This window comes from Janthinobacterium rivuli, assembly GCF_029690045.1.
GTDB lineage: Bacteria > Pseudomonadota > Gammaproteobacteria > Burkholderiales > Burkholderiaceae_D > Janthinobacterium > Janthinobacterium rivuli.
The window spans coordinates 2974378-2989095 of sequence record NZ_CP121464.1 but is presented as its reverse complement, the minus strand read 5'-3'; the positions used below and the strand labels follow the sequence as shown (position 1 = coordinate 2989095).

The window sequence follows — 14718 nt, the reverse complement described above, 5'->3', positions numbered from 1 at the left end:
GCCTGCATGTCCGGTCTGGTCGTCGCCGTCGTCCTGTTTGCCGCCCTGCTGCACGCCAGCTGGAACGCCATCGTCAAGTCGGGCAAGGATACCTTTCTCAGCACGGTGCTCGTCTCCGTGGGCGCGGCCCTGATTTCGCTGGCCATCCTGCCTTTCGTCAACCCTCCCGCTCCTGCCAGCTGGCCTTACCTGGCTGCCTCGGCCGTGGCGCAGCTGGCGTATTACTCGCTGCTGGCGGCCGCCTACAAGGCGGGCGACATGAGCCATGCCTACCCCTTGATGCGCGGCAGCGCGCCATTGCTCGTGGCGCTGGCCAGCTGGCCGCTGATCGGCGAGCGCCTGTCTCCCATGCAGATGGGCGCCGTCGCCTGCATCTGCGCGGGCATCCTCGGCCTGTATCTTGCCGCGCGCCTGCCCGCCATCGGCAAGGCACCGAAAAGCACGGGCCGCGCCACCGCCTTTGCGCTGGGCAACGCCTGCGTCATCGCCAGCTATACCCTGATCGACGGCATCGGCGTGCGCCTGTCAGGCGCGCCGGCCGCCTACACGATGTGGATTTTTGTCTTGAACGGCAGCGGACTGCTGCTGTGGACGGCGTTGCGCCGCCCCGCCGACTTGCTTGCCTATGCGCAAACGCAATGGCGTTTGGCCGCCTTTGGCGGTTTCGGTACCCTGGCGTCGTATGGCCTGGCCCTGTGGGCCATGACACAGGCGCCCGTGGCCGCCATCGCGGCCCTGCGCGAAACGTCGATCCTGTTCGCCATCGCCATTGCGGCGCTGTTCCTGCGCGAAAAAATCAGCCCCCGCCGCTACCTGGCCATCGGCCTGATCGCGGCGGGCGCCATCCTCATGCGCATGGGCTAGCGCGCGTCGAGCGGCGCTATCGGCAACTCGATGGCACTGGCAGCGCCTGCCGCGTGGTACACGCGCTGCGTCGCCTTTTTATAATCGCCTGGCTGGGCCAGGAAGATATTCGGCACGAAGGTTTGCGGATTGCGGTCGTACAGGGGGAACCAGCTCGACTGCACTTGCACGGCGATGCGGTGGCCGGGCAGGAAGACGTGATTCGCGTTCGGCAAGGCGAAACGGTAGCGCTCGACCTTACCGGCAGGAATCGCCGTCGGGTGTTCGAGGCTGTCCCGGTAGCGCCCGCGGAAGATGTCCATCGCCACGCCCAGCTGGTAGCCACCCATGGCCGGCTGCGACGGTACTTCATCCGGATACACGTCGATCAGTTTTACCACCCAGTCGGCATCCGTGCCGCTGGTGGCGGCGAACAGGTTGACCATCGGCGCGCCGGCGATGCGCACGGCCGTCTTCAACGGTTCGGAAACATAGCTGAGCACGTCCGTGCGGTCCGCATAGCCACGCTGGTCGCTGACCAGCCATGGCTTCCACACGTCGCCATCGTTCAGGCGCACGGGACGGGGCACGAACGGCACGGGTTTCGCGGGATCGGCCACGTATTCATCGAACGCGCCGCTGGCTGCATCGGCTGTGGCCGATGACGCCGCAAAGCCCAGCTTGTAGCCATCCTGCAGATAGATTGGCGTCAGCTTGATATCACACGTCTCGCAGGCCAGCGGCCACTGCTGCAGGCGCTGCCACTGGTTGGTGCCGCTCTGGTACGACACGACGGGCGCCGTGTTCGCTTCCGGCGCGCCATCCTTCAGATATTGATTGAGGAATGGCTGCATGACTTTTTCACGGAACTGGCGCGCCGTATCGCCGTCAAACTTCAGGGCGCCCAGACTGGAGCCGTCATAATTGACGCCGCTGTGGCGCCACGGGCCGATGGCCAGGTAATTGAGGTTGTTGCGCGTGTCACGCCCTTCCATCGCCCAGTAGGTGGCGTAGGGGCCATAGATGTCTTCCTGGTCCCACTGTCCTACCACGTGCATGGTGGGCACGATCAGCTGACGCTTGGCGAGTATCTTGTCGAGCGCCTGTTCCTGCCAGTAACTGTCGTAAGCCGGGTGTTCGAACAGCTTTTTCGTGTAGGTCAGCTTGTCGATGCCGAATTTCTTCGCGTAATCACCGGCCGAACCGATGCGCAGATACGCCTCGTAATCGTCGTAGACACCGAGCGCCGGCGATTCGCCGCTGCCGCGCACGCTCGTCTGGCCCGCGATGTACGACAGGCTGGGCATGCGGAAGGCGCCATTATGAAACCAGTCGTCGCCGCGCCAGCCGTCGACCATGGCGCTCATGGGCACGGCCACCTTCAGGGCCGGATGCGGGTCGACCAGGGCCATCAGCACCGTGTGTCCCTCGTACGAGGAACCGAGCATGCCCACTTTGCCATTCGTTTCCGGCACGTTTTTCACCAGCCAGTCTATGGTGTCCCACGCATCGGTCACATTATCGACCTTGGTATTGTTCAGCGGGCCGCGCACGGGCCGCGTCATCACGTAATCGCCTTCCGAGCCATGCTTGCCGCGCACGTCCTGGAACACGCGGATGTAGCCGTTTTCCACCAGGGTATCGTCGCCCAGCGGCAAGGTGACCAGCATGCTGGGGCTGGCGGCGCGCTGGGCGCGGCGGGCTGCGTTGTACGGCGTGCGCGTGAGCATGATCGGCGCTTTTTGCGCGCCTTTCGGCACGACGATCACCGTGTACAGCTTGACGCCGTCGCGCATGGGGATCATCACCACCCGCTTGACGTAGTCGTTCAGGTCCGGCATCACCAGTTTGGCGCCGATATCGGGCGTCATGGGCGGCGTTTTCGGCGTTTGCGCCAGCACGGGCGCGGCAAACAGGGAACTTACAATCAAGGCCAGGCCGGTGAGCCGGACGGGGGACGACACGTGCATACTGTTCTCCAATGATTCATGCCACGCAAAAGTGGCCGAACGGCAATAGTACCCGGAAAGCAAGTTTTGCATAAGGCAAGCCTCTGACGCGGCGCAGCAGAGAAATCGGGGCGCAAACTTGACAGAACGCGTGCGAACTGCAACCATAACGCCATGAAATTTATCCCTTCACAACACGCCTGCTTGAATTGGTGGTCCCGCTCACTTTCGCGCGGCCACTGCATAGTGATGTGAATCTGATCCACGCCGCCTCGATCGGTGGCGTAACAGGCTCAGCCTGGATCATCCCCGATGCAGGCGGCTCAAAAGGAAACTTGATGAGCTTGCCTAATACCCCCGATACCCAAGACCAGAACGACGCACCGGCAGCGCCGCTGTCCCCTGCCGCCATCGCTTCGCAATCCGTGATCCTGACGGGCGACCGCCCGACCGGTCCCTTGCACCTGGGTCACTACGTGGGCAGCCTGCGCGACAGGGTCCGCTACCAGAACAGCTACAAGCAATTCATCATGCTGGCCGACGCGCAAGCACTGACGGACAATATGGATGACATCGACAAGGTGCACCGTAACGTCGTCGAAGTGGCGCTCGATTACCTGGCCGTCGGCATCGACCCGGCGAAAACCACGGTCTTCATCCAGTCGCAGATCCCGGAACTGGCCGAGCTGACCTTTTACTACCTGAACATCGTCACCGTGGCGCGCCTCGAGCGCAACCCTACCGTCAAGGAAGAAATCCGCCTGCGCGGCTTCGAGCGCGACATTCCAGCCGGCTTCCTGACCTACCCTGCCAGCCAGGCGGCCGACATCACGGCCTTCAAGGCGGGCGTGGTGCCCGTGGGCGAAGACCAGATCCCGATGATCGAGCAAACGAATGAAATCGTGCGCCGCTTCAACCGCATGTACAACCGCGAAGTATTGATGGAATGCAAGGCGCTGGTGCCGGACATCGGCCGCCTGCCCGGCATCGACGGCAAGGCGAAGATGAGCAAGTCGCTGGGCAACACCATCAACCTGGGCGCGACCTCGGCCGAAATCACGGCCGCCGTGAAAAAAGTCTATACCGATCCGCTGCACCTGCGCGTGGAAGATCCGGGCCACCTGGAAGGCAATATCGCCTTTACCTACCTGGACGCGTTTGACCCTGAAAAAGCGGCGCTGGCCGAAATGAAAGCCCATTACGTGCGTGGCGGCCTGGGCGACAGCATCGTCAAGAAGCGCCTGGACGTGGTCTTGCAGGAAATGCTGGCGCCGATCCGCGCCCGCCGCGAAGAGTTCGCCAAGGACAAGGGGCAAGTCATCCAGATGCTCAAGGAAGGCACGTTCAAGGCACGCGAAGTGGCGGCCCGCACGGCCGATGAAGTCAAGTCGGCGCTGGGTCTCAACTACTTCTGATCAATAGCAGTAATGGCAAACTGATGCGCTCAGGCGGAGTCGGGTAAAATCCCGCTTTCGCCTGGGCGCAATTCGTTTGTCACCGTGGCACCAGCAATCCGTAGAGAAGACAACGCGCCATGACCGATACCCCTATCGAACAGCTGCTGCAGCAGCATTTTTCCATCGATGCGCTGCAACGCTCGCCCGCGCCCCTGCGGCAGGCGCTGGGCATGCTGGGCGGCTGGCTGGCCGCCGAACGCGACACGGCCTATCCGCACACGCCGTATGCGGAACTGCTGACGCAACTGTCCGACACCAGCCTGCCCGCGCACGGCATGCCCGTGGCGCAATTCCTGCAAGAACTCGACACCACCGTGCTGGCCAATACGGCCCAGCTGAACCACCCGCAATACATCGGCCACATGACGCAGGCCTTGCCGTGGATCAGCGTGCTGGCCGAAGCGTTTACGGCCACCCTGAACCAGAACCAGGTCAAGATCGAGACGGCGTACGTGTCGACCCTGATCGAAAAGCAGATCCTCGGCTGGCTGCACCGCCAGGTGTACCAGCAACCGGACGCCGTCTACACACAGGCCATGGCCGCCACCAGCGGCGCGCTGGGCAATGTCGTCAATGGCGGCACCATGGGCAACCTGACGGCCCTGGCCGTGGCGCTGGAACAGCAATTGCCCGGCACCCGCAAGCGCGGTTTGTTTGCCGCCATGCAGGAATCCGGTTACGCGGGACTGGCCGTGATCGGTTCGGCCCGCAGCCATTACTCCGTGAAAAAGGCGCTGGCGACCCTGGGGCTCGGTGAAAACGCCTTGCATCTGGTGGCCGTCGACCGCGACAACCGCATCGACGTCGCCGCGCTGGAAGCAACCATTGCCGACTTGAAATTGCGCAAAATCAAGGTCGTCGCCATGATCGGTATCGCCGGCACGACGGAAACGGGCGCCATCGACCCGCTGGCCGCCATGGCGGCGATTGCCGCACGGGAAAACATCTGGTTCCACGTGGATGCGGCCTGGGGCGGCGCGCTCTTGATCGCCGAACGGTACCGCGCACTGTACGACGGCATTGCCCTGGCCGACTCCGTCGTCATCGACGGGCATAAATTGCTGTGGGTGCCGATGGCGCAAAGCATGGTGCTGTTCAAGGACAGCGCCAGCCTGAACCTGCTCAAACACAACGCCAACTACATCTTGCGCGACAACTCGGGTGACCTGGGCCAGACCTCGCTGGAAGGTTCGCGCCGCTTCGACGCCTTGAAACTGTGGACCTCGTTCAAGGTGCTCGGCGTGTCCGGCTACACGACCTTGCTGCAGCAGGCGGCCACCCTGTCCGGCCAGTTGCAGGATTTATTGGCCGACCAGCAGGATTTCGAACTGGTCACGCGCTCGGACACCTTCATTCTCACCTACCGCTACGTGCCCGCGCACTTGCGCCAGCGCATGGAAAGCTTGCTGGCCAGCGGCGACGTGGAGGCGGCGAGCGAACTGAACAAGCAACTCAACACCTTGAACGCCAAGCTGCAGAACCGGCAAAAGGCGCAAGGCCACAGCTTCGTGTCGCGCACGGTACTCGAATCGACGCGCTACCCCGGCCCGACCAATGTGCTGCGCGTGGTCATGACCAACGTCAAGACGCGCCCCCACCACTTGCGCGCCATTTTGGCCGAACAGCGCGCCATCGGCCAGGCGCTGGTGGCGGAATTGGGCCTGTAAGGAATCCCCCACCCATCAGCCTTAACTGGATGAACAATGCAGCGTCTTAGCGCCCTCACCGATCTGTTAAAGCATCTGTTGAAATGGCTGCTACTGGCCTTGGTCGTGGCCGTGCTGGCGGGATCGGCCTCGGCCTTCTTCCTGTTCGCCCTGGACTGGGCCACGCGCACGCGGATGGCGCACGCGTGGCTGATCTGGCTGCTGCCCGTGGCGGGCTTTGCCGTAGGCTGGCTGTATCTGCGCTATGGCCGCAGTGTCGAAGGCGGCGCCAACCTGCTCATCGATGAAATCCACGACCCGAAAAAAATCATCCCCTTGCGCATGGCGCCGCTGGTGCTGGGCGGCACCGTCATCTCGCATCTGTTCGGCGCCTCCGTCGGACGCGAGGGCACGGCCGTGCAGATGGGCGGCGCGCTGGCCGACCAGCTCACGCGCCTGTTCCGCCTGAACAACGAAGACCGCCGTATCATCCTGATGGCCGGCATCAGCGCCGGCTTTGCCTCCGTCTTCGGCACGCCATTGGCAGGCGCCCTCTTTGGCCTGGAAGTATTGGCCATCGGTCGCCTGCGCTATGAAGCCATGCTGCCCTGCCTGGCCGCTGCCGTCATCGCCGACCAGGTGGGTTTGCTGTGGGGAGTCCACCATACGCATTACGCCGTGCCCTTGATCCCCGCCCTCTCCGCCTGGACCTTGTGCGCGATGGTGATCGCTGGCGTGCTGTTCGGCGTGACGGGCAAAGTATTCGCGCAAGCCACGCACGGCTTGAGCGGCCTGATGAAACGCTGGATCGCCTACGCCCCGCTGCGTCCGCTGGCCGGCGGCGTGATCATCGCCGCCGCCGTATGGCTGATCGGCACGGATCGCTACATCGGCCTGGGCATTCCCACCATCGTCGACGCGCTGAAGGAACCGCTGCCCGCCTGGGATTTCCTTGGCAAGATGGCGTTTACCATCGTTTCGCTGGGCACGGGCTTCAAGGGCGGCGAAGTGACGCCATTGTTCTTTATCGGGGCGACCCTGGGCAATGCGCTGGGCCCGCTGCTGCACCAGCCCGCCACCCTGCTGGCCGCCATCGGTTTTGTCGCCGTCTTTGCGGGCGCGGCCAACACGCCGATCGCCTCGACCCTGATGGCGATGGAACTGTTCGGCGCCGAAATCGGCGTGTACGCGGCCATCGCCTGCGTCGTGGCCTACCTGTTTTCCGGCCACGCGGGGATATACCGGGCGCAGCGGCGTGGCCACGCCAAGCGCACAGAGCACAAGGATCGCGGCATATGACACAGCATATTTACGACAACGACGGCTTCTTAGCCCCGCGCCCGCTCGAACAAATTGTCCGCCAGCTCTTCGATATCTCCGCGCATGGCCAGCATTTCCATCCAGCGCGCAGGAATTGCCTGGGCGCCATAATAGGCGCCGGCAAGCTGGCCGACGATGGCGCCGGTTGTATCGGCATCCTCGCCCAGGTTGACGGCGCGTAATACGGCCTCTTCCAGTGAATCCGTATTGAAGAAGCACCAGAGCGCCGCTTCCAGCGATTCCACGCAATAGCCGGTGCCGCGTATCTGCTGCTCCGTTTTGCCAATGAAACTGCCGCTTGCCAGCTCTCTCAGCTTCGGTTCGGCAGGCCGGTACGCGATGCTGCCCATCAACGCTTCCTTCGCCGTGCCCGCCAGCGCGCCGCACAGCAAGGCGGCAAACAGCTGGCAGCTTTCGACCGCTTCCGCCGCGGCGTGAGTGGTGCGGGAACTGTCGGCGGCGCAGGCCACGGCTGCCGCCACATCCGGATAGGCAAACAGCACGACCGGGACCAGGCGCATGAGCGAGCCATTGCCCGCCGTGTCAGGCGCGGTGGAACCACTCCAGGGGTTGCCCGTTTCCTGGAAACTGGCCAGCGCGTCCCTTACCGTTCCGCCGATATCGAAGCAGGTGCCGGTGGAACTCAGGTAACCCCATTGCCACCAGTTCAAATACCGCACCATCTGGTCCGCCGGATCGAACGCCCCTTTCAATACCAGACTCTCGGCCAGGCACAGCGCCATCGAGGTATCGTCCGTCCACTGTCCCGGCTGCAGGCCGAATGGGCCGCCGCCCGTCATGTCCGTCACGGGCGCAAAACTGCCGCGCGGGGAAAACTCCACGGTCGTGCCGACGGCATCGCCACAGGCAAGTCCCAGCATGGCGCCCAGATAACGGTCATGCAAAGTCGGCTGGTATATAGTTGAAGTCATCATGATTCTCCCTTGGTTCCTAGCTGGCCACATTGCGCGTAAAGCGCAAGGTGGATGCACCCGCATTCACGTAGGCATACGCTTGCGCGCTGCTGAAGACAAAAAAATCGCCCGTGGCCAGTTGCCTGGTTTCCGCCGCCAGCACGAGCTGCAACTCGCCTTCGAGCACGTAGAGCATTTCGCTGAAGCCGGCCGGGTCGGCTTGCGCATCGTAGCGCTCGCCAGGCGCCAGGGTCCACGACCACAGTTCCACCTGGCGGCTGGCGGGCGCCGCGCCCAGCAGCACGGCCTGGCTGGCCTGCGTGGCGCTTTGCCACATCAGCACGCGCAGGCTGGCCTGCGCTTGCTGCGGCGGCTGGACCAGGTCGACAAAGGCCACGTTCAAGGCGGCCGCCACACGGTCGAGGTTGGCCAGGCTGATGTTGGTGCTGCCCGCCTCGACGCCATTGACCATGCGCCGGCTCAGGCCCGACTGGCGCGCCAGCTCTTCCTGGCTGAGGCCGGCGGCAAGGCGCAAGCGCCGCAGATTGGTGGCCAGGTGTGCCAGCACGCCACCGGCCTCGGCTTGACTGCGCAATATATTGCTCCTATTATGATGGGAAATATTTTGCTCATAGCATAGCCTCCCATGAAAACACACGCAAGTCCCCCACCCGCCATTGGTCTGCCCGAACTGGCCCTGATCGCCATTACCTTCATCTGGGGCGGCACGTTTCTCGTCGTGCAACATGCCGTGACGGTCAGCGGTCCCCTGGCCTTCGTGGCCGCCCGCTTTGCCGTGGCCGCGGGCATCGGCGCCCTGATTTGCCGGGGCCAGCTGCGCCACTTGACGAAGGCGGAGTTAGTCACCGGCATGGCCATCGGCGTGAGCATCTTTGGCGGCTACGCGCTGCAAACCTATGGCTTGATGCATATCACGAGCAGCAAATCGGCCTTCATCACAGCCTTCTACGTGCCCATCGTGCCGCTGGTGCAATGGCTGGTCTTCAAGCAGCGGCCCCACCCTGCCGTGTGGGCGGCCGTCGTGCTGGCCTTCGTGGGGTTATTGCTGCTCACGGGCACGGATGGCTTGAGCATGGGTTTCGGCAAGGGCGAGCTGATCACGGCCGTGGGCGCCATCGCCATTGCCCTGGAAATCATCCTGATCAGCCGCGTCTCGCCGCAACTGAACATCCTGCGCGTGACCATCGTGCAACTGGCCACGGCATCCTTGATCGCCCTGCTGCTGATGCCCGTCATGGGCGAAGCGCCGCCAGTACTCGGCAAGACTTTCATCCTCAGCGTGCTGGCGCTGGGCTGCGCCAGCGCACTGATCCAGTATGTGATGAACTGGGCGCAAAAGCGCATTTCCGCCACCAAGGCCACCTTGATCTATGCGGGCGAACCGGTGTGGGCTGGCGTCATCGGCCGCATTGCCGGCGAGCGCCTGCCGGCCCTGGCCATCGTGGGCGCGATATTGATCATCGCTGCGGGCATCCTCAGCGAGTGGCGGCCCCGGCGTTTGCGCGCCGATGGCAAGGCCATCGTGTCATCAGATTAAGCCTCGGTACGCCGCAACTCCGCCCCGCCGTGCAAGGCCAGCGGCACGGCCCTGGCCCAGCGGTTCGACGACAGGGAAAACGTCAGCGCCCGCACCTGGTGGTACCAGCCGGCGGGCACGTACAGCATGTCGCCCGGCTCGACGAGGCACTCGATCATGCTGGCCTGGCGCGCCAGCGGAAAGCGCTGGAAATCGGGCGCTTCCGGATCGAAGGGCGAACCGAACAGGATGGCGTTCGCTTCGCTGGGATACAGAAAAGCGTCATGGTGCGGCGGCGATAAAAAGATGCGCTTGCGGCCCCACACTTGCGCGAAGATATTGTCATCGTAATCGCAATGCAAGGGCGTGACAGTGCCTGCCGGCCCGACCCAGAAGCGCGGCGGGCCCATCTTGTCGAAATACGTGGGCCAGTGGCACAGGCGGTTCAGTTCGCGCAATTCCAGGTTGCCCAGGTACGGCGGCAGCGCATGCGCGCCCTCGTCCACCAGATCCAGGTATTGCCCCATCGACATATCCTGCATGGCGCGGTCGGCCGCGAAGGCCGTGTTGATGTAGTCGCCCACCCGCGCCCGCACGGGCACGTGGCTGAACTGCTCGCGCAAGACTTCGGGCGCCAGCTGGGATAAGGGCCAGCGTTGCACCAGCCCGCGCATCAAAAATGGCAAGCCCAGCGCGGCACGCGCGCGGAAGGCGGCGGCGTCCAGCATGCCCAGGCATGGCACGGCGGTGATGGCCGGCAAGTCACGCGCCGCCTGTCTGATGGCGACACGCATGGCATCGATGGACGTGACGCCGCGCACCTGCGCATCCTTCTCTTCACGCGCTTGCTTGTGCGCAAGGGCTGTGGCGGCAGAACTGAATTCGGCTGGCGGCCTGGGCGGCAGCGCGCGTGGCAACATGGGGACTGCCGCAAGCGGGAGCGGCGCATTTTTTTCTGCAGACATAAACCTTCTTTGCGATCAGGGCGCGGCATGGCGCGACAGTGCGCTATTTTAAGCCAGCAGGGCCCGTTTCAGCACATCGGCCTGCTCGCCCGCCTGCCGCGCCTTGGCGGCATACTCGCTGGCCGTGCCCGGATGCAGCCAGGCCTGGGCCTTGGCAGCCAGGTTCAGGTAGAGTTTTTCTTTTTCCTGCAGCGCCCTGACGGCGGCCCAGATGGCGTCTTCCGCCTTGTCATGCTGCAACTCACCGAGCATCTGCGCCGTGAAACTGTGGCCCGTATGGCAGCGAAAACGCTGCGGCTTCTGGCCATGCAGCTCCCACAGGGTGCCCTGGCATTCGGGACAGGTGAAAGTCGATGGCGTGGCAATTTTTTCCAGTTGGTCCATATTCCCCACTCCCCGGGCAAAACGGTTTTCCACGGTGATCCACGGGGGCGCGGGCGGCAAGGACTGCGCGGCGCTGGCCGGCGCCAAGTTGCCGTTGGCCAGCGCCAGCAGGGCCGGCCCGATCTCGGCGGCCGGCAGACGCCAGTCCACTTCGGCATAGTCGATCGCGCTTTGCGGCATTGACGGCGCCACCGCGTCCTGCGGCTCCTGCACCAGCGCCCTGCCGCCGCAGGCCTTGATGGCCTGCAAACCCGCCGTGCCATCGTCGAGGTAGCCGCTGAGTACCACGCCCACCACCTTCGGGCCGAAAGCGGCGGCCGCACTGCGAAACAGGGGGTCGATGGCGGGACGCGTATGGTTTTCCTTCGGTCCCCGGGTCAGCTCGACCGTCGCCTGGCCGGCCAGGTTGGCAACAAGCATGTGCCGGTCCGGCGGCGCCAGCAGGATGCGCCCGGCGCGCACGGGTTCGCGCTCTTCGGCAAAGCGCACGGGCAAAGCGGAGGTTTTGCCTAGGATCTCGTGCAATACGCTGTTGCGCGCGCCTACGTGCATGACGGCCAGGATTGCCGCGGGAAAATTCGCCGGCAAGGCGGCAAAGATGGTGGACAGTGCGCTCACGCCGCCCACCGAGGCCCCCATGACGATCAGCGTTTCCATGCCAGCCCTTTCGCGCCTGGATCACTGAACTATTTTGCCGCGCCTCGTGACACGATTCCGTGCGCCGGCTAACACTGTAAGCAGCGTTAGCTTAGAACAGAGACGTAACGACACCTGACGAAACCGTAGCGAGCGGAAGGGAGAGGTGGCCGAGAAGCGCAACCGTACTAAAGTACGGTGAGCATCGCAGGCCGCCTATACCGACGCGCAGCAGGTTGGTCAGGCGTCTTCAGACTGGCGTCTTGAATATCGGATCCACGATGAACTGCTGCGCCTTGATACGCAAGGTGCGCTCTTCATCGAGCTCGGCGCGCGTTTCGCCCAGCTCCTCGCGTTCCGCTTCCAGCTCCAGGCGCGCGGCCGCCAGTTCCGTTTCCACGCGCGTCAGGCTTTCCAGCTTCAGCTGGGCCTGGATCAGTTCGGCGCGCGCCGCTTCGGCGGCCTCTTCCAGACGAGGGATGCCTTCGAGCTTGAATTGCGCCTTGGCCAGGTCCATGCGTGCCTGCTCGGCCGCTTCTTCCAGGCGCGGCAAGCCTTCCAGGCGCAACTGCGCCTTGGCCAGGTCCGTGCGGGCCTGGTTCGCCACTTGCCGCTCGCGTTCAAGTTCCTCGCGCAAGGTTTCCAGCTCACCGGCCTGCAGGTCGAGCAACTCTTGCTGACGCTCGTTCTCGCTGGCCAGGTCCATCAATTCCTGTTGATTGTCGTTCATCTCGGCTTCATGCGCGCTGTGGCTGGCGCTTAATTCCTGTCCTACATAATCGAGGATGGCTTGCTGCAGCACGGGCGACAGTTCGGCGGCGGCAGCGATCTGGCGCTGCGCACCGGCCTTGCGGCGCAGCAAGAGCTTGCTGATGGTGCCCAGGCAGGCGCCGTTGCCCAGCCGTTCGCGCAAGGCGCGCACCGTGATGGCCTGGCCTTCGCCCGCCATCGCTTCCATTGCCGCATTGATCTGTTCCGCGCTTACTTTTGCCATGTCGTCTGCTCTTGAATGTTGCCCAGGGCAATCTTGCCCAGGGGCATTATCTTATGCCAGCGGCGGCAAAGCGTAAAGTATTTCTCAATAGAAATTGCAATTGCACAACGGAAGCATGAGAAAACATGCGGCCTCAGGCAATTTATTCCTCTAACAATCCGTTTTCCGTGAGCATATCCTGCACCAGTTCCAGGCGCAGCACGGGATTGTCCTGGCTCAGCAGCAATTGCTTTTGCATGGCGCTCAAGGACAGCAGTTCGCACCAGCGGTTCGCCACCCAGCCGCACTCGTCGAGCCGGTATGGCGGCTGCAAGGGCATTTGCTCGGGCGGGATCTTTTGCTCCTGCAAGGTGCGAATCAGGGCGCCGAGCGCGTCGGCCACGTTCTGCTGCTCTTGCGGGATGGGAACGGTTTTATCGGGCGGCAAGGTTTCGATCTGCGCCATCCACAAGCCGTGCTTCAGCTGTTCGCTGGAAACGATATGAAAGCGCTGCATGCCCATGCATTTGATTTGCAGCAAGCCCGACAGGGGCGCGGCCCAGTCGATGACACGCGCCAGGGTGCCCACGGGCGCCAGGGTCTCTTGCTGGCCCGGCTTGCGCACTTCCCCGCCGTCCAGCAACTGCACCACGCCGAACGGCTGCTCGCCCATGATGCACTGACGTATCATGTCCAGATAGCGTACCTCGAAGATCTGCAGGGGCAGATAGCCGTCGGGATACAGCACCGTATTGAGCGGGAACAAAGGTATCGAGGTCATGGCGCATGATGGCACGAATGCGATATCCGTGCAGCGCTCCTTGCGTCCCCTTTTTACTTATAAAAACGGCGCTTCTTGGCCCGCTCCGCCGCCTTCGGCGCCAGCACTTTCACGGCCTTCTTCTGGATGGTGCCGCCGGCGGACGTGCCCGGCACGCGGTGCTCCGCCTCGAAACCGGGTTCCTCATTGCGTTTCAGGGTTTGCCGGGTCAGCGCTTCCACGGCCGACAGCAATTCCACCTCATCGGCGCAAACGAGCGAGATCGCTTCGCCTGAAGCGCCCGCGCGGCCCGTGCGGCCGATGCGGTGGATATAGTCTTCCGCCACGGTGGGCAAATCGAAATTGACGACGACGGGCAATTGGTCGATGTCCAGGCCACGGGCGGCCACGTCGGTCGCCACCAGCACCTGCACCTCGGCCGATTTGAAGCGGGCCAGCGCGCGCAAACGGTTCGGCTGGGTCTTGTCGCCGTGGATGGAGTCGGCGCGCACGCCCTGCTCCAGCAAAGTGTTCACCAGCAACTCGACACCCTTGCGCGTCTTGACGAAGACCAATACCTGGCCCCAGCGCTTTTTCTTCAGCAAGTGCAAAAAGAGTTCCGGCTTGCGTTTCTTGTCGCACACGATCACCGATTGCTTCACGGCCTTGACCGTGCTGTTGCGCGCGCTGACCTCCACCGAAACGGGATCCTTCAGCATGGTCTTCGCCATGGCGCGGATGGCGTCCGAGAACGTCGCCGAGAACAGCAGGGTCTGGCGCTGCTTGGGCATGGTCATCAGCAATATATCAAGCTCGCGCTCGAAGCCCAGGTCCAGCATGCGGTCGGCCTCGTCCAGCACCAGCGTTTGCACTTGCTCGAACTTGACGGCGCCCTGCGTCTGCAAATCCAGCAAGCGGCCTGGCGTGGCCACCAGTACGTCGAGGCCCTTGCGCAATTTGCTGATCTGCGGCTCGATGGGTACGCCGCCGTACGCGACAAAGCTGCGTAGCGGCAAGTTGCCGCCATAGCTGCGGAAGCTGGCATAGACTTGCTCGGCCAGTTCGCGCGTGGGCACCAGCACGAGCACGCGCACGCACTGGGGCGCCACCACGCCTTCCAAAGTCAGGCGCTGCAGCAGCGGCACGGCGAAACCGGCCGTCTTGCCCGTGCCCGTCTGGGCGGCGGCCATCAGGTCGCGCCCGGCCAGCACGGCGGGAATCGCTTGCGCCTGCACGGGCGTGGGCTTGGCATAGCCGAGCTCGTCAAGTTTGCGGACCAGGGGATCGATCAGGCCGAGGGAGGAAAACGTCATGGGGAAAGCAATCTTGGCAAA

The 14718-nt window shown here is 63.7% G+C and carries 13 protein-coding genes; 5 read left to right on the top strand and 8 right to left on the bottom strand.

Translation table 11 applies throughout. The features are described 5' to 3' along the window. Nucleotides 1-6 precede the first annotated feature (6 nt). On the top strand, nt 7-864 hold the full coding sequence (locus P9875_RS13760; RefSeq protein WP_278318699.1) for a DMT family transporter: 858 nt from the start codon (nt 7-9) through the stop codon (nt 862-864). Here P9875_RS13760 and P9875_RS13755 read toward each other — a convergent pair. Beyond that, nucleotides 861-2813 carry a CocE/NonD family hydrolase gene (locus P9875_RS13755; protein WP_278318698.1) on the bottom strand — a complete coding sequence of 651 codons (1953 nt, stop codon included), beginning with the start codon at nt 2811-2813 and terminating at the stop codon, nt 861-863. The two genes, P9875_RS13760 and P9875_RS13755, sit on opposite strands and share 4 nt — an antisense overlap. A gap of 317 nt (nt 2814-3130) precedes the next feature. On the opposite strand from P9875_RS13755, the gene trpS reads away from it, so the two are divergent. The 3 genes from trpS to P9875_RS13740 all read left to right on the top strand — a co-directional run bounded on the left by trpS (nt 3131) and on the right by P9875_RS13740 (nt 7194). Next, a complete protein-coding gene (gene trpS, locus P9875_RS13750; protein WP_200880242.1) occupies nt 3131-4207 on the top strand; it encodes a tryptophan--tRNA ligase in 1077 nt (358 codons plus the stop codon). A gap of 119 nt (nt 4208-4326) precedes the next feature. Beyond that, nucleotides 4327-5916, top strand: coding sequence for a pyridoxal-dependent decarboxylase (locus tag P9875_RS13745; protein ID WP_278318697.1), 1590 nt, complete (start codon nt 4327-4329; stop codon nt 5914-5916). A 36-nt stretch (nt 5917-5952) separates the two neighbouring features. After that, entirely contained in the window at nt 5953-7194 is a 1242-nt protein-coding gene (locus tag P9875_RS13740) for a voltage-gated chloride channel family protein (RefSeq protein WP_278318696.1), read from the top strand. A gap of 29 nt (nt 7195-7223) precedes the next feature. On the opposite strand, the gene P9875_RS13735 is transcribed toward P9875_RS13740, so the two are convergent. Continuing rightward, nucleotides 7224-8150: an ADP-ribosylglycohydrolase family protein gene (locus tag P9875_RS13735; protein WP_278318695.1), complete on the bottom strand. Its 927-nt coding sequence runs from the start codon at nt 8148-8150 to the stop codon at nt 7224-7226. Between the two features lie 16 nt (nt 8151-8166). Next, nucleotides 8167-8724, bottom strand: a complete 558-nt coding sequence (locus tag P9875_RS13730; RefSeq protein WP_278318694.1) for a helix-turn-helix domain-containing protein — start codon at nt 8722-8724, stop codon at nt 8167-8169. A gap of 51 nt (nt 8725-8775) precedes the next feature. Here P9875_RS13730 and P9875_RS13725 point away from each other — a divergent pair, with 51 nt between their 5' ends. Further along, the gene (locus P9875_RS13725; RefSeq protein WP_278318693.1) at nt 8776-9687 is read left to right on the top strand and encodes a DMT family transporter; all 912 of its coding nucleotides are present in this window, start codon (nt 8776-8778) and stop codon (nt 9685-9687) included. Here the strand turns inward: P9875_RS13725 and P9875_RS13720 are convergent. From P9875_RS13720 to P9875_RS13700, 5 genes are all read right to left on the bottom strand, one after another. Further along, nucleotides 9684-10631: a cupin-like domain-containing protein gene (locus P9875_RS13720; protein ID WP_423221841.1), complete on the bottom strand. Its 948-nt coding sequence runs from the start codon at nt 10629-10631 to the stop codon at nt 9684-9686. The genes P9875_RS13725 and P9875_RS13720 overlap by 4 nt on opposite strands. A gap of 48 nt (nt 10632-10679) precedes the next feature. Continuing rightward, nucleotides 10680-11672: a chemotaxis protein CheB gene (locus P9875_RS13715; protein WP_278318691.1), complete on the bottom strand. Its 993-nt coding sequence runs from the start codon at nt 11670-11672 to the stop codon at nt 10680-10682. Nucleotides 11673-11901: 229 nt separating this feature from the next. After that, nucleotides 11902-12645, bottom strand: a complete 744-nt coding sequence (locus P9875_RS13710) for a DNA-binding protein (protein ID WP_035818092.1) — start codon at nt 12643-12645, stop codon at nt 11902-11904. A gap of 142 nt (nt 12646-12787) precedes the next feature. Continuing rightward, complete coding sequence (locus P9875_RS13705; protein ID WP_278318690.1) at nt 12788-13405, bottom strand: LON peptidase substrate-binding domain-containing protein; 618 nt, start codon at nt 13403-13405, stop codon at nt 12788-12790. Between the two features lie 53 nt (nt 13406-13458). Further along, nucleotides 13459-14697, bottom strand: a complete 1239-nt coding sequence (locus P9875_RS13700) for a DEAD/DEAH box helicase (RefSeq protein ID WP_034752386.1) — start codon at nt 14695-14697, stop codon at nt 13459-13461. Nucleotides 14698-14718: the final 21 nt, after the last annotated feature.

Bases quoted from the DNA above. Each gene is read 5' to 3' on its own strand.
- P9875_RS13760 (WP_278318699.1), top strand. From the start codon at position 7: ATGTCCGGTCTGGTCGTCGCCGTCGTCCTGTTTGCCGCCCTGCTGCAC.
- P9875_RS13755 (WP_278318698.1), bottom strand. From the start codon at position 2,813: ATGCACGTGTCGTCCCCCGTCCGGCTCACCGGCCTGGCCTTGATTGTA.
- trpS (WP_200880242.1), top strand. From the start codon at position 3,131: ATGAGCTTGCCTAATACCCCCGATACCCAAGACCAGAACGACGCACCG.
- P9875_RS13745 (WP_278318697.1), top strand. From the start codon at position 4,327: ATGACCGATACCCCTATCGAACAGCTGCTGCAGCAGCATTTTTCCATC.
- P9875_RS13740 (WP_278318696.1), top strand. From the start codon at position 5,953: ATGCAGCGTCTTAGCGCCCTCACCGATCTGTTAAAGCATCTGTTGAAA.
- P9875_RS13735 (WP_278318695.1), bottom strand. From the start codon at position 8,150: ATGATGACTTCAACTATATACCAGCCGACTTTGCATGACCGTTATCTG.
- P9875_RS13725 (WP_278318693.1), top strand. From the start codon at position 8,776: ATGAAAACACACGCAAGTCCCCCACCCGCCATTGGTCTGCCCGAACTG.
- P9875_RS13720 (WP_423221841.1), bottom strand. From the start codon at position 10,631: ATGTCTGCAGAAAAAAATGCGCCGCTCCCGCTTGCGGCAGTCCCCATG.
- P9875_RS13715 (WP_278318691.1), bottom strand. From the start codon at position 11,672: ATGGAAACGCTGATCGTCATGGGGGCCTCGGTGGGCGGCGTGAGCGCA.
- P9875_RS13710 (WP_035818092.1), bottom strand. From the start codon at position 12,645: ATGGCAAAAGTAAGCGCGGAACAGATCAATGCGGCAATGGAAGCGATG.
- P9875_RS13705 (WP_278318690.1), bottom strand. From the start codon at position 13,405: ATGACCTCGATACCTTTGTTCCCGCTCAATACGGTGCTGTATCCCGAC.
- P9875_RS13700 (WP_034752386.1), bottom strand. From the start codon at position 14,697: ATGACGTTTTCCTCCCTCGGCCTGATCGATCCCCTGGTCCGCAAACTT.